Annotated in this window: 16 protein-coding genes and 2 tRNA genes; 9 read left to right on the plus strand and 9 right to left on the minus strand. The window is 43.4% G+C overall.

Annotated features, from left to right (window positions below):
- The first annotated feature begins 1 nt into the window (after position 1).
- Genes PP181_RS05685 through PP181_RS05695 form a run of 3 tightly spaced genes read left to right on the plus strand, consistent with a single transcriptional unit; the run spans position 2 to position 5,368 of the window.
- A complete protein-coding gene (locus PP181_RS05685) occupies positions 2–1,369 on the plus strand; it encodes a D-arabinono-1,4-lactone oxidase (RefSeq protein ID WP_272636315.1) in 1,368 nt (455 codons plus the stop codon).
- 52 nt (positions 1,370–1,421) lie between these two features.
- Complete coding sequence (locus PP181_RS05690; RefSeq protein ID WP_272636316.1) at positions 1,422–3,032, plus strand: carboxylesterase/lipase family protein; 1,611 nt, start codon at positions 1,422–1,424, stop codon at positions 3,030–3,032.
- A 20-nt stretch (positions 3,033–3,052) separates the two neighbouring features.
- Entirely contained in the window at positions 3,053–5,368 is a 2,316-nt protein-coding gene (locus PP181_RS05695; protein WP_272636317.1) for a glycoside hydrolase family 3 protein, read from the plus strand.
- A gap of 73 nt (positions 5,369–5,441) precedes the next feature.
- On the opposite strand, the gene PP181_RS05700 is transcribed toward PP181_RS05695, so the two are convergent.
- The 4 genes from PP181_RS05700 to mutS all read right to left on the minus strand — a co-directional run bounded on the left by PP181_RS05700 (position 5,442) and on the right by mutS (position 9,153).
- A complete protein-coding gene (locus PP181_RS05700; RefSeq protein ID WP_272636318.1) occupies positions 5,442–5,951 on the minus strand; it encodes a PepSY-associated TM helix domain-containing protein in 510 nt (169 codons plus the stop codon).
- 209 nt (positions 5,952–6,160) lie between these two features.
- Positions 6,161–6,244: transfer RNA gene (locus PP181_RS05705), tRNA-Leu, on the minus strand.
- 59 nt (positions 6,245–6,303) lie between these two features.
- Positions 6,304–6,376 (minus strand) — tRNA-Gly (locus tag PP181_RS05710).
- A 194-nt stretch (positions 6,377–6,570) separates the two neighbouring features.
- On the minus strand, positions 6,571–9,153 hold the full coding sequence (gene mutS, locus PP181_RS05715) for a DNA mismatch repair protein MutS (protein ID WP_272636615.1): 2,583 nt from the start codon (positions 9,151–9,153) through the stop codon (positions 6,571–6,573).
- A 141-nt stretch (positions 9,154–9,294) separates the two neighbouring features.
- Between mutS and PP181_RS05720 the strand changes: the two genes are divergently transcribed.
- Positions 9,295–9,825, plus strand: coding sequence for an RNA methyltransferase (locus PP181_RS05720; protein WP_272636319.1), 531 nt, complete (start codon positions 9,295–9,297; stop codon positions 9,823–9,825).
- Positions 9,826–9,936: 111 nt separating this feature from the next.
- Here PP181_RS05720 and folK read toward each other — a convergent pair whose 3' ends face one another.
- Positions 9,937–11,082 carry a 2-amino-4-hydroxy-6-hydroxymethyldihydropteridine diphosphokinase gene (folK, locus tag PP181_RS05725; RefSeq protein WP_154917077.1) on the minus strand — a complete coding sequence of 382 codons (1,146 nt, stop codon included), beginning with the start codon at positions 11,080–11,082 and terminating at the stop codon, positions 9,937–9,939.
- 71 nt (positions 11,083–11,153) lie between these two features.
- Between folK and sppA the strand changes: the two genes are divergently transcribed.
- The 3 genes from sppA (at position 11,154) to PP181_RS05740 (ending at position 16,472) form a co-directional block, all read left to right on the plus strand.
- The gene (gene sppA / locus PP181_RS05730) at positions 11,154–12,914 is read left to right on the plus strand and encodes a signal peptide peptidase SppA (protein WP_272636320.1); all 1,761 of its coding nucleotides are present in this window, start codon (positions 11,154–11,156) and stop codon (positions 12,912–12,914) included.
- A 1-nt stretch (position 12,915) separates the two neighbouring features.
- The gene (locus PP181_RS05735) at positions 12,916–13,626 is read left to right on the plus strand and encodes a queuosine precursor transporter (protein WP_272636321.1); all 711 of its coding nucleotides are present in this window, start codon (positions 12,916–12,918) and stop codon (positions 13,624–13,626) included.
- A 116-nt stretch (positions 13,627–13,742) separates the two neighbouring features.
- Positions 13,743–16,472 carry an AsmA-like C-terminal region-containing protein gene (locus PP181_RS05740; protein ID WP_272636322.1) on the plus strand — a complete coding sequence of 910 codons (2,730 nt, stop codon included), beginning with the start codon at positions 13,743–13,745 and terminating at the stop codon, positions 16,470–16,472.
- Here PP181_RS05740 and PP181_RS05745 read toward each other — a convergent pair.
- On the minus strand, positions 16,465–17,259 hold the full coding sequence (locus PP181_RS05745; protein WP_154917073.1) for a DUF2797 domain-containing protein: 795 nt from the start codon (positions 17,257–17,259) through the stop codon (positions 16,465–16,467). The genes PP181_RS05740 and PP181_RS05745 overlap by 8 nt on opposite strands.
- A gap of 75 nt (positions 17,260–17,334) precedes the next feature.
- Here PP181_RS05745 and PP181_RS05750 point away from each other — a divergent pair, with 75 nt between their 5' ends.
- Both PP181_RS05750 and PP181_RS05755 read left to right on the plus strand, forming a co-directional pair.
- Positions 17,335–18,891, plus strand: a complete 1,557-nt coding sequence (locus tag PP181_RS05750) for a GH3 auxin-responsive promoter family protein (RefSeq protein WP_154917072.1) — start codon at positions 17,335–17,337, stop codon at positions 18,889–18,891.
- 141 nt (positions 18,892–19,032) lie between these two features.
- Entirely contained in the window at positions 19,033–19,602 is a 570-nt protein-coding gene (locus PP181_RS05755) for a hypothetical protein (RefSeq protein ID WP_272636323.1), read from the plus strand.
- Here the strand turns inward: PP181_RS05755 and clpX are convergent.
- The 3 genes from clpX to tig all read right to left on the minus strand — a co-directional run bounded on the left by clpX (position 19,599) and on the right by tig (position 23,011).
- On the minus strand, positions 19,599–20,834 hold the full coding sequence (gene clpX / locus PP181_RS05760; protein ID WP_154917070.1) for an ATP-dependent Clp protease ATP-binding subunit ClpX: 1,236 nt from the start codon (positions 20,832–20,834) through the stop codon (positions 19,599–19,601). The genes PP181_RS05755 and clpX overlap by 4 nt on opposite strands.
- Positions 20,835–20,919: 85 nt before the next feature.
- Positions 20,920–21,600 (minus strand): ATP-dependent Clp endopeptidase proteolytic subunit ClpP, encoded by a 681-nt coding sequence (clpP, locus tag PP181_RS05765; RefSeq protein WP_138259060.1) that lies wholly within the window; start codon positions 21,598–21,600, stop codon positions 20,920–20,922.
- A gap of 88 nt (positions 21,601–21,688) precedes the next feature.
- Entirely contained in the window at positions 21,689–23,011 is a 1,323-nt protein-coding gene (tig, locus tag PP181_RS05770) for a trigger factor (RefSeq protein ID WP_272636324.1), read from the minus strand.
- Positions 23,012–23,068 lie beyond the last annotated feature (57 nt).

Raw genomic sequence — 23,068 nt, forward strand, 5'->3', positions numbered from 1 at the left:
CATGAAACGTAAAACATTCATCAAAACCACCGCGGCTTTTGCCGCGGTTACCGCTATTAATCCTTTGGCTTCCTGTAAAATGGAAAAGGCCAAATTGTCCGAAGATTTGCCTTTGGATCCTATCCGTAAAAACTGGGCCGGCAATTATACTTATAAAGCGGAAAAACTTCATGTTCCAAAAACGGCTGAGGAGGTTCAAAAACTAGTGAAGGAATTGGGCGCTCAAAAAGCCTTGGGGTCCAAGCATTGTTTCAACAATATTGCAGATAGCCCCTTGAACCAAATTTCGACAGAAAACCTTAAAGGGGTTCTGGAATTGGATGAGGAAAACATGACGGTTACCGTCGGTGCTGGGGCCAAGTATGGGGATTTTGCCCCGGAACTTCATGACAAAGGATATGCCCTGCATAATCTAGCTTCCTTACCACACATTTCAGTTGCTGGAGCCTGTGCCACAGCTACCCATGGTTCGGGTGTGAAAAACGGAAATTTGGCAACAGGTGTCACTGGCCTAGAATTGGTCAATGCAAAAGGAGACCTAGTTTCCCTAAAAAGAGGAGATGAAGCCTTTGATGGGGCCGTAGTAAATTTGGGGGCCCTGGGAATCATCACCAAGATGACTTTGGACATTCAGAAAACTTTTGAGGTAAGACAGGATGTTTTTCAAGAACTGCCCTTGGAGTCCCTTCAGGAAAATTTTGAGGAAATTTTATCGGGGGGATATAGTGTGAGTCTTTTTACAGATTGGCAAGACCAAAAAATAAGTCAGGTTTGGGTCAAGAGAAGAACGGATGAAGAAGTAAAGGATTTGGGCGACACTTATTTTGGTGCAAAGGCCGCCACTAGAAACCTTCACCCCATTACGGAATTGTCCGCAGAAAACTGTACTGGCCAAATGGGAGTTCCCGGACCTTGGTACGATCGCCTGCCCCACTTTAAAATGGGCTTTACGCCCAGTAGCGGAGAGGAATTGCAATCGGAATTTTTTGTACCCACGGAGCAGGCACTGGATGCGATTTTGGCTTTGGAAAAAAAGAGGGACCTTATTTCTTCGCAATTAATGATTACCGAAATACGTACGATAGCGGCAGATGATTATTGGATGAGCCCTTGTTATCAGCAGGATTGTGTGGCCATCCATTTCACATGGAAACAAAACCCTGAAGAAGTTGGGGCGCTTATTAAAATGATTGAGGCAGAACTGGAGCCATTTAATTACAGACCACACTGGGGCAAACTCTTTACCATATCACGGGAAAAATTAGCCAGTAGGTATAGCAAATTCAACGACTTTCTGGCATTGGCCAAGCAACATGACCCAGAAGGGAAATTCAAAAATGATTATTTAAACACGAACATTTATTCCTAGTGGTCCTACTAGGATTTTCTATGAATACCAAGTTCATTCAAACACGAAGAAAATGAAAAAATTAGTACTAAATGCGTTGTTTCTGGCAATGACTACTTTGGCCACAATGGCCCAAGAAGTGACCACGGGTAAGGATGTAGCCGTTACGAATACGGAAAGCGGCAAGGTTCGCGGATATATCCAAAATGGAATTTTTACCTATAAGGGAATTCCCTATGCCAAGGCGGAACGTTTTGAAGCATCCGTAAAGCCCGAATCCTGGGAAGGCGTACGCAGTTCCACCATGTACGGTCCTGTGGCTCCTTTGATGACGCCTACCACTTCGGTTCAGGACGAATCGGAGTTTGTGTTCGATCATGATTGGGGCTATACCAACGAAGATTGCCTCAGTTTGAACGTTTGGACCCCAAGTATTTCGGATAGCAAAAAAAGGCCCGTTATGTTTTGGATTCACGGCGGTGGTTTTACGGCGGGTTCAAGTCATGAACTCCCTTCCTATGACGGGGAGAACCTCAGTAAAAAAGGGGATGTGGTCGTGGTTTCCATCAATCACCGTTTGAATGTATTGGGCTTTTTGGATTTATCGGCCTATGGAGAAAAGTACAAGCACTCCGCCAACAACAGTATATTGGATATGGTCATGGCCCTGGAATGGGTAAAGGCGAACATCGGGAATTTTGGTGGCGACCCCAACAATGTAACCATATTCGGTCAGTCCGGGGGTGGGGCCAAGGTGAATACCTTGATGGCCATGCCCAAGGCAAAAGGACTTTTTCATAAGGCCATCAACCAGAGCGGGGCCATGAGAAGCGGTATTTTGGAGAAGGAAGATACGCAGGCCATAGCGGCGGAAACCATTTCTATTTTGGGATTGGATGCCTCCAACATCGATAGTATTCAAAAGATACCGTTCCAAGTATTGGCCGATGCCAGTGCCAAAGCATTACAAAATGTCGCCCGAAAAATGAAGGATTCCGGAAAGCCGGTCATAGGTTTTGGACTGAACTGGGGGCCCAGCAGGGATGGAGAGGACCTTCCTTTTCAAGTTAATTCAAACGAAGCTTTTGAAATGTCCAAGAACATTCCTTTAATGATAGGAACTGTTAAGAACGAATTTGCACCATTCGCCAATATGCGGTTTTTGAACGCTTCTGAATCCGAAATTATAAAACATATCAAGGACACCTACAAGGATAAGGCCGATGAATACATCGCTGCGGTTAAAAAGGCCTATCCAATTGACACGGACCCTAAGGACCTATTGGACGTGGATACGATGTTCCGTCCGGGGGCAGTTGCTCAGGCGAATAGAAAATCGAGCTTAGAAGGAGGAGCCCCCGTATATATGTATTTGTTCACATGGCAGTCTCCGGTTTTTGACGGCAAATACAAATCACTACACTGTATGGAACTACCCTTTGTTTTTAATACGGTGGACAAGGCAAATCAAATGACCGGTGGTGGTGCAGAGGCACATGCCTTGGCCGATAAGATGAGCCAGGCGTGGATTAATTTCGCCACGACAGGAAACCCCAACACGGATAATTTACCGGAATGGCCTGCCTACACAGAAGAGAATACGGCAACCATGCACTTTGATGTCAGCTGCGAGGTGAAGCCCCAATTGGATAAGGAACTTTTTGAGTTGACATCAAGCCTTTAACCACACTCAAAATATAAAGTATGCAAATATTTCATAAAGTATCGCCTTTGTTTCTTTGCAGTCTTGCACTGGTAATCGCCAGCTGTGAAACGGCTCCCAAGTTTACGGAGGAAGTAGTGGACAGCTATTCCCTGATTAAAAATACAGGGGGCGCTACCTTGGGCTATCAGCCGGAATCTGGAATAAAACTATTGACAGTTGAAGGTTTTGCATTCAAGGACCTAAACAGGAACGGGGAATTGGATTCCTATGAGGACTGGCGTCAGACGGTGGATGAAAGGGCATTGGATCTGGCCAGGAAAATGAGCGTTGAACAAATTGCTGGACTTATGTTGTACTCGGGTCATCAATCGATTCCAGCAAGGCCGAATGGGTATTTCTCAGGTACCTATAATGGAGAACCCTTTACCGAGGGAAAAACGGATCCCTCGGACTTAACAGATCAGCAGAAAAAGTTCCTTGAAACCGATAATTTACGTCATGTGCTTATAACCACGGTACAGTCCCCCGAGATTGCCGCCCAATGGAACAATAAATTACAGGCTTTTTGTGAGGGTGTTGGCTTGGGCATACCGGCCAATAATAGCTCAGATCCGCGACACGGCACGGTGGCCCGTATGGAATACGATGCCGCTTCGGGCGGGGATATTTCCATGTGGCCCAGCTCCTTGGGCATGGCAGCAAGTTTTAACCCAGATTTGGTGAGGAAATTTGGTGAAATCGCGTCCAAGGAATACAGGGCCTTGGGAATTACGACAGCATTGTCGCCACAAATCGATATTGCCACGGAGCCCAGATGGGCACGCTTTAATGGCACTTTTGGCGAAAGCTCAAAATTGGCGGCCGATATGGCACGCGCCTATACGGACGGATTTCAATCGTCCCAAGACGGTGGTTGGGGTTTTGAAAGTGTCAATGCCATGGTCAAACATTGGCCTGGCGGTGGTTCAGGTGAAGCGGGTCGTGATGCCCACTACGGTGCAGGAAAGTATGCGGTATATCCAGGTAATAATTTCCATGAGCACATGACCCCCTTTTTAGAAGGTGCCTTTAAACTAGATGGCGGTACTAAAATGGCCTCTGCGGTTATGCCCTATTATACCATTTCCTGGAACCAGGATGCCAAGAATGGTGAAAATGTAGGGAACGGTTACAATGAATACATAATAAAGGATTTACTACGTGGAAAATATGGATTTGATGGGGTGGTCTGTACGGATTGGAGCGTGACCCATGAGCATACCGTTATGGACAATTTCATCGATGGAAAACCTTGGGGACTGGAAAACCTATCCGAAGCTGAACTTCACTACAAAGCCTTGATGGCCGGTGTGGACCAGTTTGGCGGCAACAATAACGCCCAACCTATTTTGGATGCATATGAAATGGGTACAAAGGAGCATGGGGAAGAAAAAATGCGGGCACGAATGGAAGAATCCGCAGTACGTCTTTTGAGGAATATCTTTAGGGTAGGTGTCTTTGAGAATCCGTATGTAACACCAGCGGAAACGAAAAAAGTGGTAGGTCAACCGGCATTTATGAAAGCCGGATTCGAAGCACAGCTCCAATCCATTGTCCTTTTGAAAAATATGAACAATGTGCTTCCCTTGAAGGAAAAGCAGAAAGTATATGTGCCTAAGCGCTACGTGGCGGCAAGCCGAAATTTTTTGGGTATGGAAAGTCCGGCCACCAACGACTATCCGGTGAACATGGATTTGGTCAAAAAATATTTTGAGGTGACCGATGATCCAAACGCTGCGGATATCGCATTGGTTTTTATAGAAAGTCCCTCTTCTGGAATAGGGTATGATAAGGCCGATGTTGAAAAGGGTGGTAACGGGTACTTCCCGATAAGTCTGCAATACGGCGATTATACGGCGACCGAAGCTCGGGCGGAAAGTATCGCAGGCGGTGACCCGTTGGAAGATTTTACGAATAGAAGCTACCGAAACAAATCGGTTTCCACAGCAAATAAGTCCGATGCCGAATTGGTAGTGAGAACAAAATCGCTCATGAAAGGCAAACCGGTGCTAACGGTGGTACATACTACCAACCCCATGGTCTTCTCGGAAATCGAAAAACAGTCCGATGCCATTTTAGTGGGCTTTGGGGTGCAGGACCAGGCACTTTTGGAAATCATATCAGGAGAAGCCGAACCATCGGCATTGCTGCCTTTTCAAATACCGGCAGATATGGCCACGGTAGAAACCCAATTTGAGGATGTACCAAGGGATATGGTGCCGTACACGGATGCTGCTGGAAATGTATATGATTTCGCCTTCGGACTAAATTGGAATGGGCTCATTACCGACGAGCGTGTTTCGAAGTATAAATAAAAATTCAAATAACCAATTGACCAAAAAAAGAACCCGGACAATTGCCCGGTTTTTTTTTAAGGTTGCTAATGGATTACACCATCAAAAGGACTACCGTCAATAAAAATCCAGCAACGGCAAAATAGATACCCTTTTTATAAATGGGCGCTTTTGGATTGATCATAAAAAAGGCGGATACCGAAAAAAACAGCAAACCTACCCCAAATAAGATTGCTAGCCAAAATAAGGGATTCCCTTGGTGCATCTTATGCAGTTTGTTCATTTTTTCGATGACGATGGGCTGACGTTTTTCCGTATAGGATACATCGCCCGTAGCCTTGTTATAGGTGCCATTGCCAAAATAGACAATATCGCCTTCGGTCTTATCGACCTTGAAGAAGCGCATTTTAAGTTCCTCCCCAAGTTTTTCCTCATTGAGGCCTGCAGGGACGGTTTTTGTAATTGTTACCTCCTTTTTTAGGAAATCTGTGTTACGAAAGGTCAGCACAATACCGCTAATGGCATAAACGGCCATTATACCAGCAAGGAAAAAGCCTAGATAGCGGTGAAATTCCCTAAAGGTGTTCTCTGATTTTCTACTCATAATAATATTGGTTATTTAGTGTCTCTAATTTTAGAGGCCTAAAATAGGAAAAGGTTTAATGGGGAAGACTTAATTTTTGCTGGTATTCGAATGATTTTCTAAAAAAATAAAATCCCTATTTTTATAAGAGGCTTTGGAAACTGCTTATATAAATCGAAATTATAATAATTAAAAACCCTTGAAAATCATTTGATTAACAAGGGTTTCTGTACTCGAGGCGGGACTTGAACCCGCACGGGCAAATGCCCACAGGATTTTAAGTCCGGCGTGTCTACCAATTCCACCACTCGAGCAGGACTTATTATTTTAAACAAAAAACTCCACCAGGGGTGACTGAGCGGAGTTCAAGTCGAGCGAAAAACGGGATTCGAACCCGCGACCTCCACCTTGGCAAGGTGGCGCTCTACCAACTGAGCTATTTTCGCATTTTTCGAAAATCACTTCAAGCAACTAAATCTCAGATAAGAAATCTATAGCTCTATTCCTATCCAATACGTATTGGAGATATGGAATGCTATTTCGAATGTTTTTAAGAACGTACATCTCCTAAAAGATGCGGATGCAAATTTAATACAATTCTATAAATGTCAAAGTAAAAAAAGCAAAACTATGGCTTTTCTTAGGAGGTGGCTTTCTTCTTTTTTGATAACAAGCGTTTTATCTCGTTCAATTTCATCAAAGCCTCTACAGGGGTCAGCGTATCAATGTCTAAATGTAGGATTTCTTCCTTGATTTCCTCCAATAAAGGGTCGTCCAAATTGAAGAAGCTGAGTTGCATATCATCGGGCACGGAGCTCATTTTTTCCGTAAGTTCCTCGCTGGAGTGGGATTTCTCCAATTTCTTGAGAATCTTATTTGCTTTTGCGATTACCTGCTGGGGCATGCCCGCCATTTTGGCTACGTGTATACCAAAGCTATGTTCGCTGCCGCCTGGTGTCAATTTTCTGAGGAACAATACGTTATCCTTTAGTTCCTTTACGGAGACATTGTAGTTTTTAATACGGTCAAAGGTGGCCGCCATTTCGTTCAATTCGTGGTAGTGCGTAGCAAATAGCGTCTTTGCCCTCGCTGGATGTTCGTGTAAATACTCCGAAATCGCCCAAGCGATGGATATGCCGTCATAGGTACTAGTTCCCCTGCCAATTTCGTCCAAGAGGACCAAACTGCGTTCGGAAAGGTTGTTGAGGATGGAGGCGGTCTCGTTCATTTCTACCATAAAGGTCGATTCTCCCATCGATATGTTGTCACTGGCGCCTACACGGGTAAAAATTTTATCCACATAGCCAATTTGAGCAGCTTCCGCCGGCACAAAACTTCCCATTTGGGCCAAAAGCACGATAAGGGCCGTTTGTCTTAGAATGGCCGATTTACCGCTCATATTGGGACCTGTAATCATGATAATCTGTTGGCCACTGCGATCTAAGGATACGTCATTGGCAATGTAGGCCTCGCCCAATGGAAGTTGTTTTTCTATGACCGGATGGCGTCCGTTCTTAATGATAATGTCAGTAGAATCATTGAGTTCAGGGGCAACGTATTGATTTTCCTTTGCCAATTGGGTAAATCCGCAGAGACAGTCGAGCTGTGCGATCAAGTGCGCGTTGTTTTGAACGGGCTGTATGTATTCCTGCATCCACACGATCAACTGGGAGAAAAGTTGCTGCTCCAGAGAGGTGATACGTTCTTCCGCCCCTAAAATCTTGGACTCGTATTCCTTGAGTTCCTCCGTAATATAGCGCTCCGCATTGACCAAGGTCTGTTTACGTATCCAGGATTCCGGAACCTTGTTTTTGTGGGTGTTCCGGACTTCTATGTAATATCCAAAAACGTTGTTGGAAGCAATCTTAAGCGAGGAAATACCGGTAGCCTGTGTTTCGCGTTCCAGCATCTGGTCCAGATAGTCCTTCCCACGGGTTGCCAGTCCCCGTAGTTCGTCAAGTTCTTCGGAAAAACCTTCGGCAATGACATTTCCTTTTAAAATGTTTACGGGGGCTTCCTCGTTCAGCATTTCCTTGATCTTGTTTCGCAAAAGATCACAGGAATGCAATTTGTCCCCAATAAGTGCCAATGCCTCGTTTTGGGAATTGCTGGTAAGCTGTTTTATAGGTACGACGGACTCCAAGGAATTCTTAAGCTGTACTACCTCCTTGGGGTTTACCTTTCCAGTAGAAATCTTGGAAATGAGCCGTTCCAAATCGCCCATATGTTTGATGTTGGACATTAATTTGTGAAGTATTTCCTCGTTTTCGAACAAGTGTTTTACAACCTGATGCCGACTCTTTATTTTTTGTACGTTTTTAAGTGGTAAGGCCAACCAGCGTTTGATCATTCTTCCTCCCATGGGCGAAAGGGTCCTATCAATAACATCCAACAGCGTAACGGCATTTTCGTTGTTGGAATGGTACAGTTCAAGGTTTTTTATGGTAAAGCGGTCCATCCAAATATACTCGTCCTCGGCGATCCGCTGTAGGGTGTTGATATGCTGTAACTGCCTATGCTGGGTTTCGGATAGGTAATGCAAAATTACCCCCGATGCAATAATACCATGTTCCAAGTGGTCCACCCCAAAACCTTTCAGGGATTTGGTCTTAAAATGGTTGGTGAGATTTTCAAGGGCATAGTCTTCTTGATAGACCCAATCTTCCATGTAAAAGGTGTGGAAGCTAGTACCAAAGATTTCGGCGAATTCCTTTTTATGCGATTTTGCGATAAGGATTTCATTGGGCGAGAAATTCTGTAAAAGTTTGTCCACCTGCTCTTCGCTTCCTTCCGAAGTCAAGAACTCCCCAGTGGAGATATCCGCAAAGGCAATCCCTATTTTTTTTCTTCCGAAGTGAACGGCACATAGAAAATTATTGCTTTTGGAATTTAGGATATCGTCGTTTAAGGCTACGCCCGGTGTTACCAATTCCGTGACCCCTCTTTTTACGATGGTCTTGGTTTGTTTGGGGTCCTCCAACTGGTCACAAATGGCCACACGTTGCCCGGCCTTAACCAATTTGGGCAGGTACGTGTTCAAGGAATGGTGGGGGAAACCGGCAAGTTCCGTCCGGTCACCGCCATTGTTTCTATGGGTAAGGATAATGCCAAGAATTTTGGATGCCCTTACGGCATCTTCCCCAAAAGTCTCGTAAAAATCGCCCACACGAAAGAGCAACAGGGCATCAGGATATTTGGTCTTGATGGTGTTGTATTGCTTCATCAAAGGGGTCACCTTTTTCGTATTTCCTTTCGCTGCCACGTGTTCTCTAGCTATTTTTGTCGATTCAACACGAATATATGGCATTCCCCAAGCGATTTGAATTTTTGTTGATATTTACCGTCGATAGTTGAAAAGTATCATATGAGAAAATTGAGGAACGAGGAACTGGAACGACTGGATGTGGACGCTTTTAAGAAAACCGAAAAAATTCCGGTTTGTATCGTATTGGACAACATTCGAAGTCTGAACAATATTGGCTCCGTATTTAGAACCTCCGATGCCTTTTTGGTGGAAAAAATCTACCTCTGTGGTATTACCGCAAAACCGCCCCATAAGGACATCCATAAAACGGCCCTTGGCGCTACCGATAGTGTGGAGTGGGAGTATGTGGAAGACATTACGGATTTGCTGCCAAGACTTGGTTCCCAGGGCTATCTAAAGTTGGCGATAGAGCAGGCGAAAGGTGCACGGATGCTTCATGAGTTTATGCCCCAAAAAACGGGAAAGTATGCGCTGATTTTTGGTAACGAAGTGAAAGGGGTACAGCAGAAAGTAGTGGACGCCTGTGATTCCGTTTTGGAAATTCCCCAATTTGGAACCAAACATTCCTTGAATATCTCCGTGAGCGTGGGGGTGGTAATTTGGGATTTTTGGAGCAAACTTCAAAAATAAAAGCCCGGCATAACCGGGCCTTTCATATAGTTTGAGTTAGTTAGTTTCTCAAAAGAGCCTACCAAGAAAGTAAATTCATTTCTATTGTGCAAGAAATTTGCCAAAATTGTGTTAATCCCTCTGTTGAAGTGCAAAGCTGGAAATACTTTCTAAGATGGTTTTGTAATCAGTTTGTTTATTTACAAAGTCAAGCTCGGAAACATCCATAATCAATTGGTTTTGTTGTGGATACGTCCTTAAAAAATCGAGATAACCGCGATTTATTTTCTCAAGATATTTGCCGTCGATGCCCATTTCGTAGTCTCTGCCCCGCATTTTGATCTGCTGCAAAAGTCGCTCCGTGGTCTGGTACAGATAGACGTATATTCTGGGTTTTTTGACCTCCTTGTACATGAAATTGAAAATCTTTCGGTAGAGATCAAATTCATCTTTTTGAAGGGTCACCTTGGCAAAGATGAGCGACTTGAAGATGTCATAATCACTGACCATAAAGTTCTTGAAAAGGTCAAATTGATTGGTATCGTCCATGTATTGCTGGTACCTATCGGCCAAAAAGGACATCTCCAATGGAAAGGCGTACCGCGACTTGTCCTTATAAAAATTTGGCAAAAACGGATTTTCGGCAAAACGTTCCAGAATCAGTTTGGCATTGAAATCTTCGGATATTTTGGTCGCCAAACTTGTTTTACCGGCACCTATATTTCCTTCAATAGCGAGAAACTGTACATCGGAAAACAACTCCATCCTATTTTTAAAGAGTTTGATGGGCAGCTTGGTAATCTCGCTCTTGTCCCTAGTTTCCTGTAACAAATTTCGGGTGTCCTTGTTTACGATGGGATGGTAGAATTGCGGGGCGATATCGGCCAAAGGTTTAAGTACGAATTTACGTTCCGCCATTCTGGGATGCGGAAGGGTCAATTGGTCCGTATCCACCACAAGGGTTTCATAATAAATGATGTCAAGGTCTATGTTCCTGCTTTGGTATCCAGATTCTAAACTTCTTTCACGCCCTAACTGTTTTTCAATGGCCAAAAGTTGCTCCAATACCTCCGCTGGTTTCAAGGTCGTTTGGGCTTCGAGACAGACATTGTAGAAATCATCAGACTCAAAACCCCATGAGGGCGTAATATAAACGCTCGATACAGCGGTGACGTCGCCAATACGCTCCCCAATCATGAATATTGCTTTTTGTAGGTTGTTGCGTTTTTGGCCCAGATTACTGCCTATGGAAAAATAAACTCTTTGGGATTCTGTCATAATATAATGGCAAAATAACTAAAACAAATTCACATTGGTTATCTTTGGAAGCTAATAAAAATTGCGTTTTCATGAAGTTTTTGAGAAACCTTTTAGCGGCAATTCTGGGGACCTTGATTGCTTTGGGAATAGTCTTTGTGATGTTTTTTGTATTCATCGCTTTGCTGGGCAGCGGTGATGATACCGTAAAAGTCAAGGACAATTCAGTTTTGGAAATACAACTGCAGCGACCCATAGCGGATTATACCGGTAGCAGCGAACTGAATCCGTTTTCAGGTCTTTTCGAGGAATCCCAAGGTTTGGACGAAATTCTTCAGGCAATAACGGTTGCCAAGGATGATGACAGGATAAAGGGCATAAGCATCAACAATAATTTTTTACTGGCCGGATTGGCCCAGACCCAAACACTTAGAAAAGTATTGGAGGACTTTAAGGAATCCGGGAAGTTCATATACGCCTACGGCGATTTTTATTCCCAGAAGGATTATTATTTGGCCAGTGTGGCGGATTCCGTTTTCTTGAATCCGGTAGGGGTAATGGATTTTAGGGGACTTTCTTCCGAAGTACTTTATTTTAAGGACTTACAGGAAAAAACAGGTGTGAAAATGGAGGTGATTCGGCACGGGAAATATAAAAGTGCCGTGGAGCCCTATTTGGAAAATGAAATGAGCGAGGCCAATAGGACCCAGATAAAGGAGCTGATCCAATCCCTTTGGGATTCCATGATAGACGATATTTCCATTTCTCGAGGGATTTCAACTTCGGACCTAAATACCATCGCGGACACCTTGGGTGGTAGGCTGCCCAAATATGCCAAACAAAACCGATTGATAGATAACGTTCTTTTTTATGACCAATACGAAAGCGTTATCGCCAAGGCACTCACCGAAGAAGAAAATGAGGATATCAATTATATATCCTTGGACGACTACACCCAATATTCCTCGAAAAAAGAAGTTAGGTCCGGAAACGATAAGATTGCGGTCATTTTTGCCCAAGGCGAAATCCTTTATGGTGAAGGTGGACCGGATATCATAGGTCAGGGAATTATCAACGAGGCCTTGATCAAGGCGCGGGAGGATGAAAAGGTAAAGGCAATCGTGCTTCGGGTAAATTCACCTGGAGGTAGTGCCCTAACTTCGGATATTATCTGGAGGGAAGTGGAACTGGCCAAGGAAGTGAAGCCCGTAGTGGTGTCCATGGGGAACGTGGCGGCCTCTGGCGGTTATTATATTGCGGCCGGAGCCGATAAAATTTTTGCCGAACCCACCACCATTACGGGATCGATCGGGGTTTTTGGAACGATTCCCAATATCGAAGGCCTGGCCAAGGACATCGGTATCAATGCGGAGCAAGTGGGCACCAATAAGAACTCGGTAGAGTATTCCCTATTTGAGCCTATGGGCGAGACCTTTAGGAACCAGGTGCAGGAGAGTATCGAGGATACATATGAAACCTTTTTATCACGGGTTTCCAATGGCAGGAACATTTCCATGGCCCAGGCCGATAGCATTGCACAAGGCAGGGTCTGGAGCGGTGTGGACGCACAACGATTGGGCTTGGTGGACGAGCTAGGTACGTTGGAAGATGCCATTGCAGCGGCCGCAGGAATGGCCGAAATAGAAAGTTACGGTATACGCAAATACCCCAAGTACAAATCAGGTTTTGAGCGTTTTATGGAAGATATATCCGGTGCCGGAGCCAAGATGAGGGAAAATATGATCAAGGAGGAGATAGGGGAAGAAACGTATCAAGTACTTAAAGACATTAAATCCTACATGAACCAAAAAGGCATCCAGGCCAGAATGCCCTTTACCCTGAACATCGATTAAGATGGTGCAAAAGGATAAATTGTTGGCCAGACGTATCTATTTGTACCTTGGTGCGCTGTTCATCACTTCGCTGGTAGTGTCCAATCTTATCTTTCAAAAGTTTTTCTATTGGAAGCCCTTTGGGGACCTTACCGTTTTTGGAGTTTCCCTGTTCGAAATTTCAGTAGGTGTGTTGCCCTATCCCATTACGTTTTTGATTACCGACTTGATATCCGAAATTTTTGGGCGAAAAAAGGCAAACCAGATCGTGACCGCCGGTATTTTCGCTTCATTTTTCTCCATGGGACTGGTGCTTTTGGCCGATGTGGCCCCTGCCATAGAATCGTCCCCATTGGATGATGCGATTTTTAGTCGGGTATTCGCGCTCTCGCCCATAGCGGTTTTGGCCTCCATGCTGGCGTATTTGGCGGCGCAGTACATTGATATTGCCATTTACCATTTCTGGAAAAAACTGACACGAGGAAAATACCTGTGGCTTCGGAACAATTTTTCCACTTTTCTGTCCCAATTTGTGGATACGTTCACGGTGGTAGGCTTGCTCTGCATATTTAAGGTCTTGCCATGGGACCTGTTTTTCGGCCTTGTGGTAAGCGGCTTCCTTTTTAAGATATTTATAGCATTGATCGACACCCCTTTCCTTTATTTCTTCGTATATATCATGCGGAAACGATTTAACCTCGCCATAGGTGAGGAAATCGACCTAGATGCATAATAATCGCGGTGGTTTTTGAGTTCTATCGGTAGCATCAATAATCGGTAGAAAAACGTCCATAATTCCCATGGATTTTCAATAAGTTGTTGAAAGAAATTGCTTTTTTAAATTAACATATGAAGAAGATATTAAAAATAGTGGGCATTATCCTTGTACTGATTATTGCCCTGTTGGTTTCCATACCTTTTTTTCTGGAAGCTAAAATTGGGGACATCATTAGGAACAATGTAAATAGTTCCGTTAACGCGACCTTGGATTTTTCCGATGCCAAATTAAGTCTCATCCGTAGTTTTCCCAATGCCGAGGTTAGCTTAAAGGACGTGAGCTTGGTGAACAAGGCTCCTTTTGAGGGCGACACTTTGTTTGCCTCCAAGGAAGTCTCATTGTCCATGGGCGTTATGCAATTGCTGAAATCCAGCGGGGAGCCCATATCCATTTCAAGGTTACAGGTGGACAAGGCGCTTTTACATATAAAGTTGGACGAAGCCGAAAATGCCAATTACGATATTGCCTTGGAGTCCGAAACAACGGGTGCCGAAACTGCATCGGATACTGAAGGTTTTTCCTTCAACATGGAATCCTACGAAATAAACGATTCCAAAATTTTGTATGATGATTTTTCCACGGGCATTCATTTGGAAATCGATGCAATGAACCATAAGGGAACCGGGGACCTTTCCCTGGCAACCTCGGAACTGGATACCCACACGGATGCCCTTGTTTCCTTTGAAATGGACAGCACCAATTATTTGAACAGGAACAAGGTGCAACTGGATGCCCTGATCGGAATCGATTTGAACGAAAACAAATATTCCTTTTTAAGGAACGAGGCACTGGTCAATCAACTTCCCTTGGTTTTCGAAGGTTTTGTGAAATTGAACGAGGACAACCAGGAAGTGGATATTAGTTTTAAGACACCGTCGTCCGATTTTAAAAATTTCTTGGCGGTCATTCCTGAAACGTATTCCAAGAATATTGAAAATGTGACGACCACGGGCGACTTTGTGGTGGAGGGCCGCTTTAACGGAATCGTGGACGAGGAGCATATTCCACAATTCAATATCAAGATCAATTCGAACAATGCTTCGTTCAAATACCCGGATCTGCCCAAAACGGTAAAAAATATATTCATTGATGTAGCGATAAACAATAATAGTGGTTTGGCCGAAGATACGTACGTGGATATCAATCGTACATCCTTCATGATCGATGAGGATCGTTTCAATATGACCTCAAAAATTTCCGAATTAATGGGCAATACCAAAGTCGATGCCCATTTGGACGGAAAAATGAACTTGGCCAATCTTGAAAAGGCATACCCCGTACCGGCGGGACTTAGTTTAAAGGGGCTGTTGAATGCCGATATTTCCACGGCTTTTGATATGGCAACCATTGAAAGGAAACAGTACGAGAATACGAAGACGGAAGGGCAAATGACCCTGACCGATTTTGAATACAAATCCGAGGAGATTCCCAATCCGGTTGTGCTGAATGCCACATCGGTCGCGTTCAACCCAAAGTCGGTTACGTTGCGCGAAATGAAGGGTTCCACGGGGCAAACGGATTTCCGGATTACAGGTACCATCAACAATTTTCTGGGCTATCTGTTCAATAATGAAAATGTGGAGGGCAACTTTGACCTGGTTTCAAACACCTTTGCCCTGAACGATTTTATGGTGGAGGATTCTGGGGAAACATCGGGAGAAACGGCCTCCCAAACAATGCCATCGGAAGAAAAAATAAAGATACCGTCATTTTTGGACGCCAACTTTAACGCCTCGGCGAATATCGTAATCTATGACAACATCACGCTGCGTGACGTCAAAGGTAGTCTTAGGATCAAGGACGAAAAAGCGACCTTGAGAAATATGACATCCTCTTTGTTCGATGGTAAGGTCGCCTTTAACGGGGAGGTTTCCACAAAACAGGAAACCCCCACTTTTGCCATGCAGCTGGCTTTGGACCAATTGGAATTGCAAGAAAGCTTTCAGGCATTGGAATTGTTTCAGGTCTTGGCACCAGTGGCAAGAATTCTCAAGGGGAAATTCAGTTCCGATATTTCCCTTTCAGGTAATTTGACCGATGATTTTACGCCAGACCTACTTTCGTTGACCGGTAATATCCTCGCCGATGTCATTACAAGGGAAATCAGTACGGATAAAGCGCCGGTGCTATCCGCGTTGGATACCAAGTTGGATTTTATCGATTTGGAAAAACTGAGCTTGAAGGAATTAAAGACAAAACTATCCTTTGAAAATGGATTGGTCGCGGTAAAACCCTTCAGTATTAGATATCAGGATATAGAAATTAACGTGGACGGAAACCACACTTTTGACCAAAAAATGAATTACAAGGCCACTTTACAGGTTCCATCCAAATATTTGGGCAAGGACATAAATAACCTGATTGCTAGGATAGATGATCGTTCCCTGGATAGCTTAACCATTCCCGTTACGGCCAATATCGGTGGGGTTTACAATAGCCCGGAAATTACAACCGACTTGACATCGGGCATAAAAACATTGACCAACCAATTAATCGAGATAGAAAAGCAAAAATTGGTCAATAAAGGAAAGGATAAGGCCAAGGATTTGATAGGGGATATCTTATCCGGCTCAACCAAAAAGGATACCACCGGTCAGGATACCAAAACAGGAGCCAAGGAAGTATTGAGCGGTATATTGGGTGGTTCCAATAAAGCGGATTCCACAAAAATAAAAACGGATACGCTTTCTACACCACCTAAAAAGGAGGAAGCCGTGAAGGAAGCCGCCAAGGATGTGTTAAAAGGTCTTTTTGGGAAGAAAAAGACAGAAACGGAGGCTAAAAAGGATTCCGTTAACTAATGGTAAGACCAATATAGTAGCCCTCACTTCCCCGAATATTGAACACGGTATTGTCCTCAAAAATGAGATACTGACCTTTAATTCCTTTAAGGATTCCTTGATATGTTGGGGTTTTGTCCAGGCTTAGGCTCTTGACCTTCTCCGGAAATTTTAATACGGGGAATTCCAAATTAGTTTCCGTATTGCTTTCAATGAAATAGGGCAGGGCCTCTTGTGGAATGTAGGACCTAAGGGTATTGCGCCACGCTACCAAATCCTGATCTTCAATATCATTGGTGAGCATTTTGCGCCAGTTGGTTTTATCTGATACATGGTCTTTGAGTGCAACTTCCGTAATACCTGCCAAATACCTGTTGGGCACTTCCACGATTTCAATCGCTTCATGCGCCCCTTGATCGATCCATCGTGTGGGAATCTGGGTCTTTCTCGTAACTCCCACTTTTATATTGCTGGAATTCGCCAAATAAACAATGTGGGGCTGCAACTGCACTTTTTTCTCGTATTCCAGATCGCGGTCCTCTTGATTCAAATGCGCGGTGCTTAGTTCGGGTCGCATTATCCAATCGCCCGCAGCGGGAATGTCAAAAAAGCAGGATCTACAAAAGCCTTGGCGATAAATGGGTCGGTCATTACCGCAGTTGAGACATTGGTGTTTAATGAGTTTAATTTGCAATTGGCAGTCCAGTACTTGGTTCATATTCAGGAAGTCCGATTCAAATACCAAATAATACTGGATGGGACTTGCCATTTCCGTCTGCATTTTTTTTAGGACACCTTCGTATTGCATTGTTAACTCTATTAAAACTTCAATTTGAAAATGATGGGGATATACCCTATTTTTAGATGTTAAAGATACCCAAAAATGTCCATTCCACTTTTCAATTCCATAGCCTCTTGGTTACTTAAAAAGCGCTATCACCAGATAGAACTTTTCCTAAAGTATCCAGAGGAGGTACAGGAAGAGGTATTGTTGAACCTGTTGGAATTTGCAGAGGACACTGAAATTGGACGACATTATGATTTTGAGTCCATAAACAATTATGAGACATATAAGGAGAGACTTCCAGTGGTATCCTACGAGGAAGTGGAACCCATCATAGAGAGGACCAGAAAAGGGGAACAGAACTTGTTCTGGCCCACTACCGTAAAGCTGTTTGCAAAGAGCAGCGGAACCACCAATGCCAAAAGCAAATTTATACCAGTAAGTTCAGAGGCATTGGAGGACTGTCATTATAAATCTGGAAAGGACTTGTTATGCCTGTATCTAAACAATAACGAGGATTCACAATTGTTTACGGGCAAGAGTCTACGTTTGGGGGGCAGTAAGGAGTTGTATGAGGACAATGGTTCTTTTTTTGGAGATTTGTCCGCCATCTTGATCGACAATATGCCTCTTTGGGCGGAATTTAGTAGTACCCCAAGCAATAAGGTTTCCTTGATGAGCGAGTGGGAGACCAAGCTTGGCGCCATTATTAAGGAAAGCGTTCAGGAAAATGTGACCAGTTTGGCCGGCGTTCCTTCCTGGATGTTGGTTTTGTTGAACAATGTTTTACAGGAAACGGGCAAAGAACACCTATTTCAGGTTTGGGAGAACCTTGAGGTCTATTTTCATGGGGGTGTAAGTTTTAGCCCGTATAGGGAACAGTATAAGAGTCTCTTGCCGCGAAAGAATTTTCGGTATTATGAGATATACAATGCATCGGAAGGGTTCTTTGCCATTCAGGACCGGAATAATGCTGAAGATCTTTTGTTGATGTTGGATTACGGGATTTTCTACGAGTTCATCCCTATGGATATCTATGGAACGGAACAGCAGGAATGCATTCCATTATGGGAAGTGGAAATTGGTAAGAACTACGCCATCGTGATTACTACCAATTCGGGTTTATGGCGTTATAAGATCGGGGATACTGTCCGTTTTACATCCAAGAGCCCCTATAGGATTCGGATAACGGGAAGGACCAAGCATCACATCAATGTTTTTGGCGAGGAATTGATAATTGAAAATGCCGAAGAAGCCCTAAAAATGGTATGTCTAAAAACCAGGACTGAAATAAAGGACTATACCGCAGGACCTATTTTCATGAACGGAAAGAAGAAGGGATCGCACGAATGGATAATCGAGTTTAGAAAGGCACCGGAAGATTTAAATTATTTTACGGAATTACTGGATAACGCTTTAAAGTCCCTGAACTCAGATTACGAGGCGAAGCGCTATAACAACATTACCCTTGAGATACCCAAGGTCCATGTGGCTCGGGAAAACCTGTTTTATGATTGGTTAAAAATCAATGATAAATTGGGAGGACAGCATAAAATTCCAAGGCTCTCGAACAGGAGGGACTACTTGGAGAAATTATTGTGTATGAATTCCTCTTCCGGCCATCCGGTGCGTGAAGAACTTACCAAAGAAAGTTAGGATATTTAAGGCGATTTCTAATATAGGAATGGTCTTACATCGAGGATTTGGGACGAATTACCAAATAAATTACAGAATAGGCCGTTAAATAATCAATTTAAGGGTCTAGTTCCCAAATTATTAATTTACAAAATAAATATTATGGCTGAAAAACTAGTTATTGTCTCGGATATGTGGGGCACCAAAAATGGCCTTTGGATTACTTCATATTTAGGATATTTACAGCAATATTTTGATATCACTTTTTATGATAGCCAACAACTTGCGAATATTGATTTGCCAGTACAGACCGAGCAGAACATCCATGATGCTTTTGTAAATGGAGGTATCGATACCGCGGTAGCCCATCTTCTGAAAAAGGAAACTTTACCTTGCTATTTCCTAGCGTTCAGCACAGGAGGTACCATTGTTTGGAATGCCGCAAAAAAAGGTCTACCGGTAAAGTCGCTTTATGCGATTTCCCCAACAAGAATAAGGTTACAGGACGAAAAGCCTTTGGTTTCCCTAAATCTCATATATGGGGAAAGGGATACCAATAGGCCCGATGATATTTGGGCCAATAAGTTAGATGTGGAAATGGATATCGTTCCAAATTACGGGCACACACTTTATACCGATGAAAAAATAATTAGGAAAGTCTGTTTATCCTTGTTGAACGAAGTCACCTCGATAAACATCCCGGAAAAGATTGAAAAGAAAAAGGCGGTTTAAGAAACCGCCTTTAATTTTTTAACTGTTTCGTAGGACAGTTTTTGTTCTGCATAGGGCTTTGTAACCTTGAAGTCCCTTTCGTCCGTACTGGGCATCTCAAACATGGCGTCCGTAAAAATAGCTTCGCAGAGAGATCTCAAACCTCTAGCGCCCAGTTTGTATTCAATCGCTTTGTCCACTATATAATCCAAGGCCTGCTCCGTTATGGTAAACGAGATATTGTCCATGGCGAACAGTTTTTCATACTGCTTTATAATGGCATTTTTGGGTTCCGTTAATATGGCCCTCAATGTTTTTTTGTCCAGCGGATTCATATGCGTAAGTACGGGAAGCCTACCAATGATTTCCGGAATCAATCCAAATTCCTTGAGATCCTTTGGGATGATATATTGGAGGATATTGGATTCGTCCAGATTCTCCTCTGCCTTGGAAGCACTGTAACCAACCGCTTGTAGGTTCAAGCGTTTTGTGATGGCCCTTTCAATCCCATCAAAAGCACCTCCTGCAACGAACAAGATATTTTCCGTATTTACCTCGATAAATTTTTGGTCCGGATGTTTCCTTCCACCTTTGGGTGGAACGTTTACGGTAGTACCTTCCAACAATTTCAGCAGTCCTTGTTGAACTCCCTCTCCAGATACGTCCCTCGTAATGGAAGGGTTGTCGCTTTTACGGGCAATTTTGTCAATTTCATCGATAAAAACGATGCCACGCTCTGCTTTTTCCAGATTGTAGTCCGCGGCCTGTAACAAGCGGGTCAGGATACTTTCCACATCTTCCCCCACATACCCTGCTTCGGTCAATACCGTAGCATCCACAATGGCCAGGGGAACATTGAGCATTTTTGCAATGGTTTTTGCCATAAGGGTTTTTCCTGTTCCCGTTTGGCCTACCATGATAATATTGCTTTTCTGTATCTCCACATCGTCCTCCTTGGAAGCTGGTTGCAACAGTCTTTTGTAGTGATTGTAAACAGCGACCGACATGACCTTTTTTGTGCGTTCCTGACCGATAATGAAAGTATCCAAAAAGTCCTTTATTTCTTGAGGCTTTTTGAGCGTAAGTTCAGATGATAGGTCATTGGTTTTGGTCTGTCTTGTTTCCTCTGCAACGATTCCATGGGCCTGCTCGATACATCTATCACAAATATGGGCATCCAGGCCGGCTATCAATAAATTGGTTTCCGGCTTTTTCCTTCCACAAAACGAGCATTCTAAGTTTTCCTTTGCCATATAAAAGATAATCTGACCAAAAACTTAACGAATATTATTGGTTTTTGGTTCACTAAAAAATAAAATTCTAGCTTATTGGACGAAATTATTCTTTGTCCCTTACTAAAATCTCGTCAATCATACCATATTCCAGGGCAACATCGGCTTTCATCCAATAATCCCGATCACTGTCCTCATGGATTTTTTCTATGGGCTGACCTGAGTGTTTGGAAATTATTTGGTATAGTTCCTCCTTCAATTTAAGGATTTCACGAGCGGTAATTTCAATGTCGCTTGCCTGCCCTTGTGCGCCACCCATGGGTTGGTGGATCATAACCCTTGAATGGGACAAACCACTGCGTTTTCCTTTTTGGCCCGCACACAATAATACGGCTCCCATGGAGGCCGCCATTCCTGTACAAATGGTGGCTACGTCAGGCTTTATGAATTGCATGGTGTCATAGATGCCAAGACCGGCATAGACACTGCCGCCGGGCGAATTGATATATATCTGTATGTCCTTGGAGGCGTCCGCACTTTCCAAAAACAATAGTTGTGCTTGAACTATGTTGGCCACTTGGTCATTGATACCTGTTCCCAAAAAGATGATTCTATCCATCATCAAACGGGAGAAAACATCCATGGCAATGGCATTGAGCTGTCTTTCCTCGATTATGTTGGGGGTCATGTTTACAGGGTACATGCTGCTCATTATCTTGTCATAATACATACTGCTGATACCCTGATCCTTTATGGCGTAATTCTTGAACTCTTTTCCGTAATCCATAAACTCTTAATCGATTTTTAGTAGTAAAAAAAGGTGCCGAAAAATAGTTTTTCGGCACCGTAAAGATACTTAATTTATCGTTCGGATATTACCCGTAAACCTCTTTCACAAAGTTTTCATAGGTAACCTCTTTTGTCTTAAGGTTTCCTTTTTCCTTGTACAAGTTCAATAATTTTTGGCTCATAAGCTGTTCTGACAAACGCTTAACTTCATCCTGATTGCCCAAAACCCTTACTGCAATAGCCTCCAATTCTTCCTCCTTTGGGTTCATTTGTCCAAATTGCGCCATTTGAGACTTGATGAAGCCCTTCGCAAACTCCTTCAATTCATCAAATTGGACCTGAAGGTTGTTGTCCTTGATTATTTTGCCTTCGATCAATTGGTAACGTAATCCTTTTTCGGATTTCTCATATTCCTCGCTGGCCTCCTCAGGGGTCAATTCCTTATCTCCCGTCATTTGAATCCATTTGGTCAAAAACCCTGTGGGAAGTTCAAACTTGGTATTTTCTATATAATACTCCGTGACATCGTTGAGAAGCTTTTGATCGGATTGCTGTTCAAATTGCTTTTCGGAATCTTCGGCGATACGCTCTCGAAGTTCTTTTTCGGACTTTACGTTGTCTTTTCCGAAAAGTTTATCGAAAAGCTCTTGGTTTAATTCCGCGGGCTGCCGTTCGTTTATTTCGGTAATGGTGAAGGAAACCTCTGTGTCAAAATTATCGGCCTTATCCCTACCGATGCCCAAAGCACTTGATAGAAAATAATCCTCCTTAAAAAGTCCCTTGGTCTTCAAGGTAACGGTATCACCAACTTTTTTCCCAACCAAGCTATCGATTGCTTTTTTGCTTTTGAGCTTGTCCATTTCCAAGAGTGACTGATTGTCTATGCCCTCGGCCTCGTTTTCGAACTTTCCGGAAACCTCGTCATTTTTACCAACTTGCTCTTTACTCACAAGTTTTCCGTACTGTTTTTGGATACGCTCCACCTGTTCGGAAATCATTTTCTTATCGGCCACAATTTTATAATGGGTTATGGCCTTTTTGGTTTTTAAAGGAACTTCAAAATCTGGGGCCAAACCCAATTCGAATTCAAAATCCAATTCTTCCTGGTCCCAATCAAAATCGTCTTTTTGTTTAGGTAAAGGGTTTCCAAGAACATCCAATTTTTCCTCCGTAAGGTATTTGTTCAAATTGTCTTGTAGCAATTTGTTCACCTCGTCTACCAACACGGCTTTTCCATATTGCTTCTTAATAAGGCCCATGGGTACCTGGCCCTTTCTAAAACCCGGTATATTGGCCTGTTTTTTATAATTTTTTAGGATAGTGTCTACCTTGTCTTGATAGTCCTCCTTGGTGATAGCGACTTTAACTACAGCGTTCAGGTCGTCTATCTGTTCTTTTGTAATGTTCATTCCTTCAGTATCTTCTTAATTACTTAAATAAAACGGGAGGCAAAATTAGGCTATTTT

Source organism: Maribacter sp. PR66 (genome assembly GCF_028464205.1).
Taxonomy (GTDB): Bacteria; Bacteroidota; Bacteroidia; order Flavobacteriales; family Flavobacteriaceae; genus Maribacter; species Maribacter flavus.

What these genes read in the sequence shown, in the direction of transcription:
- PP181_RS05685 (WP_272636315.1), top strand. Translation starts at nt 2, where the DNA reads ATGAAACGTAAAACATTCATCAAAACCACCGCGGCTTTTGCCGCGGTT.
- PP181_RS05690 (WP_272636316.1), top strand. Translation starts at nt 1,422, where the DNA reads ATGAAAAAATTAGTACTAAATGCGTTGTTTCTGGCAATGACTACTTTG.
- PP181_RS05695 (WP_272636317.1), top strand. Translation starts at nt 3,053, where the DNA reads ATGCAAATATTTCATAAAGTATCGCCTTTGTTTCTTTGCAGTCTTGCA.
- PP181_RS05700 (WP_272636318.1), bottom strand. Translation starts at nt 5,951, where the DNA reads ATGAGTAGAAAATCAGAGAACACCTTTAGGGAATTTCACCGCTATCTA.
- mutS (WP_272636615.1), bottom strand. Translation starts at nt 9,153, where the DNA reads ATGAAGCAATACAACACCATCAAGACCAAATATCCTGATGCCCTGTTG.
- PP181_RS05720 (WP_272636319.1), top strand. Translation starts at nt 9,295, where the DNA reads ATGAGAAAATTGAGGAACGAGGAACTGGAACGACTGGATGTGGACGCT.
- folK (WP_154917077.1), bottom strand. Translation starts at nt 11,082, where the DNA reads ATGACAGAATCCCAAAGAGTTTATTTTTCCATAGGCAGTAATCTGGGC.
- sppA (WP_272636320.1), top strand. Translation starts at nt 11,154, where the DNA reads ATGAAGTTTTTGAGAAACCTTTTAGCGGCAATTCTGGGGACCTTGATT.
- PP181_RS05735 (WP_272636321.1), top strand. Translation starts at nt 12,916, where the DNA reads ATGGTGCAAAAGGATAAATTGTTGGCCAGACGTATCTATTTGTACCTT.
- PP181_RS05740 (WP_272636322.1), top strand. Translation starts at nt 13,743, where the DNA reads ATGAAGAAGATATTAAAAATAGTGGGCATTATCCTTGTACTGATTATT.
- PP181_RS05745 (WP_154917073.1), bottom strand. Translation starts at nt 17,259, where the DNA reads ATGCAATACGAAGGTGTCCTAAAAAAAATGCAGACGGAAATGGCAAGT.
- PP181_RS05750 (WP_154917072.1), top strand. Translation starts at nt 17,335, where the DNA reads ATGTCCATTCCACTTTTCAATTCCATAGCCTCTTGGTTACTTAAAAAG.
- PP181_RS05755 (WP_272636323.1), top strand. Translation starts at nt 19,033, where the DNA reads ATGGCTGAAAAACTAGTTATTGTCTCGGATATGTGGGGCACCAAAAAT.
- clpX (WP_154917070.1), bottom strand. Translation starts at nt 20,834, where the DNA reads ATGGCAAAGGAAAACTTAGAATGCTCGTTTTGTGGAAGGAAAAAGCCG.
- clpP (WP_138259060.1), bottom strand. Translation starts at nt 21,600, where the DNA reads ATGGATTACGGAAAAGAGTTCAAGAATTACGCCATAAAGGATCAGGGT.
- tig (WP_272636324.1), bottom strand. Translation starts at nt 23,011, where the DNA reads ATGAACATTACAAAAGAACAGATAGACGACCTGAACGCTGTAGTTAAA.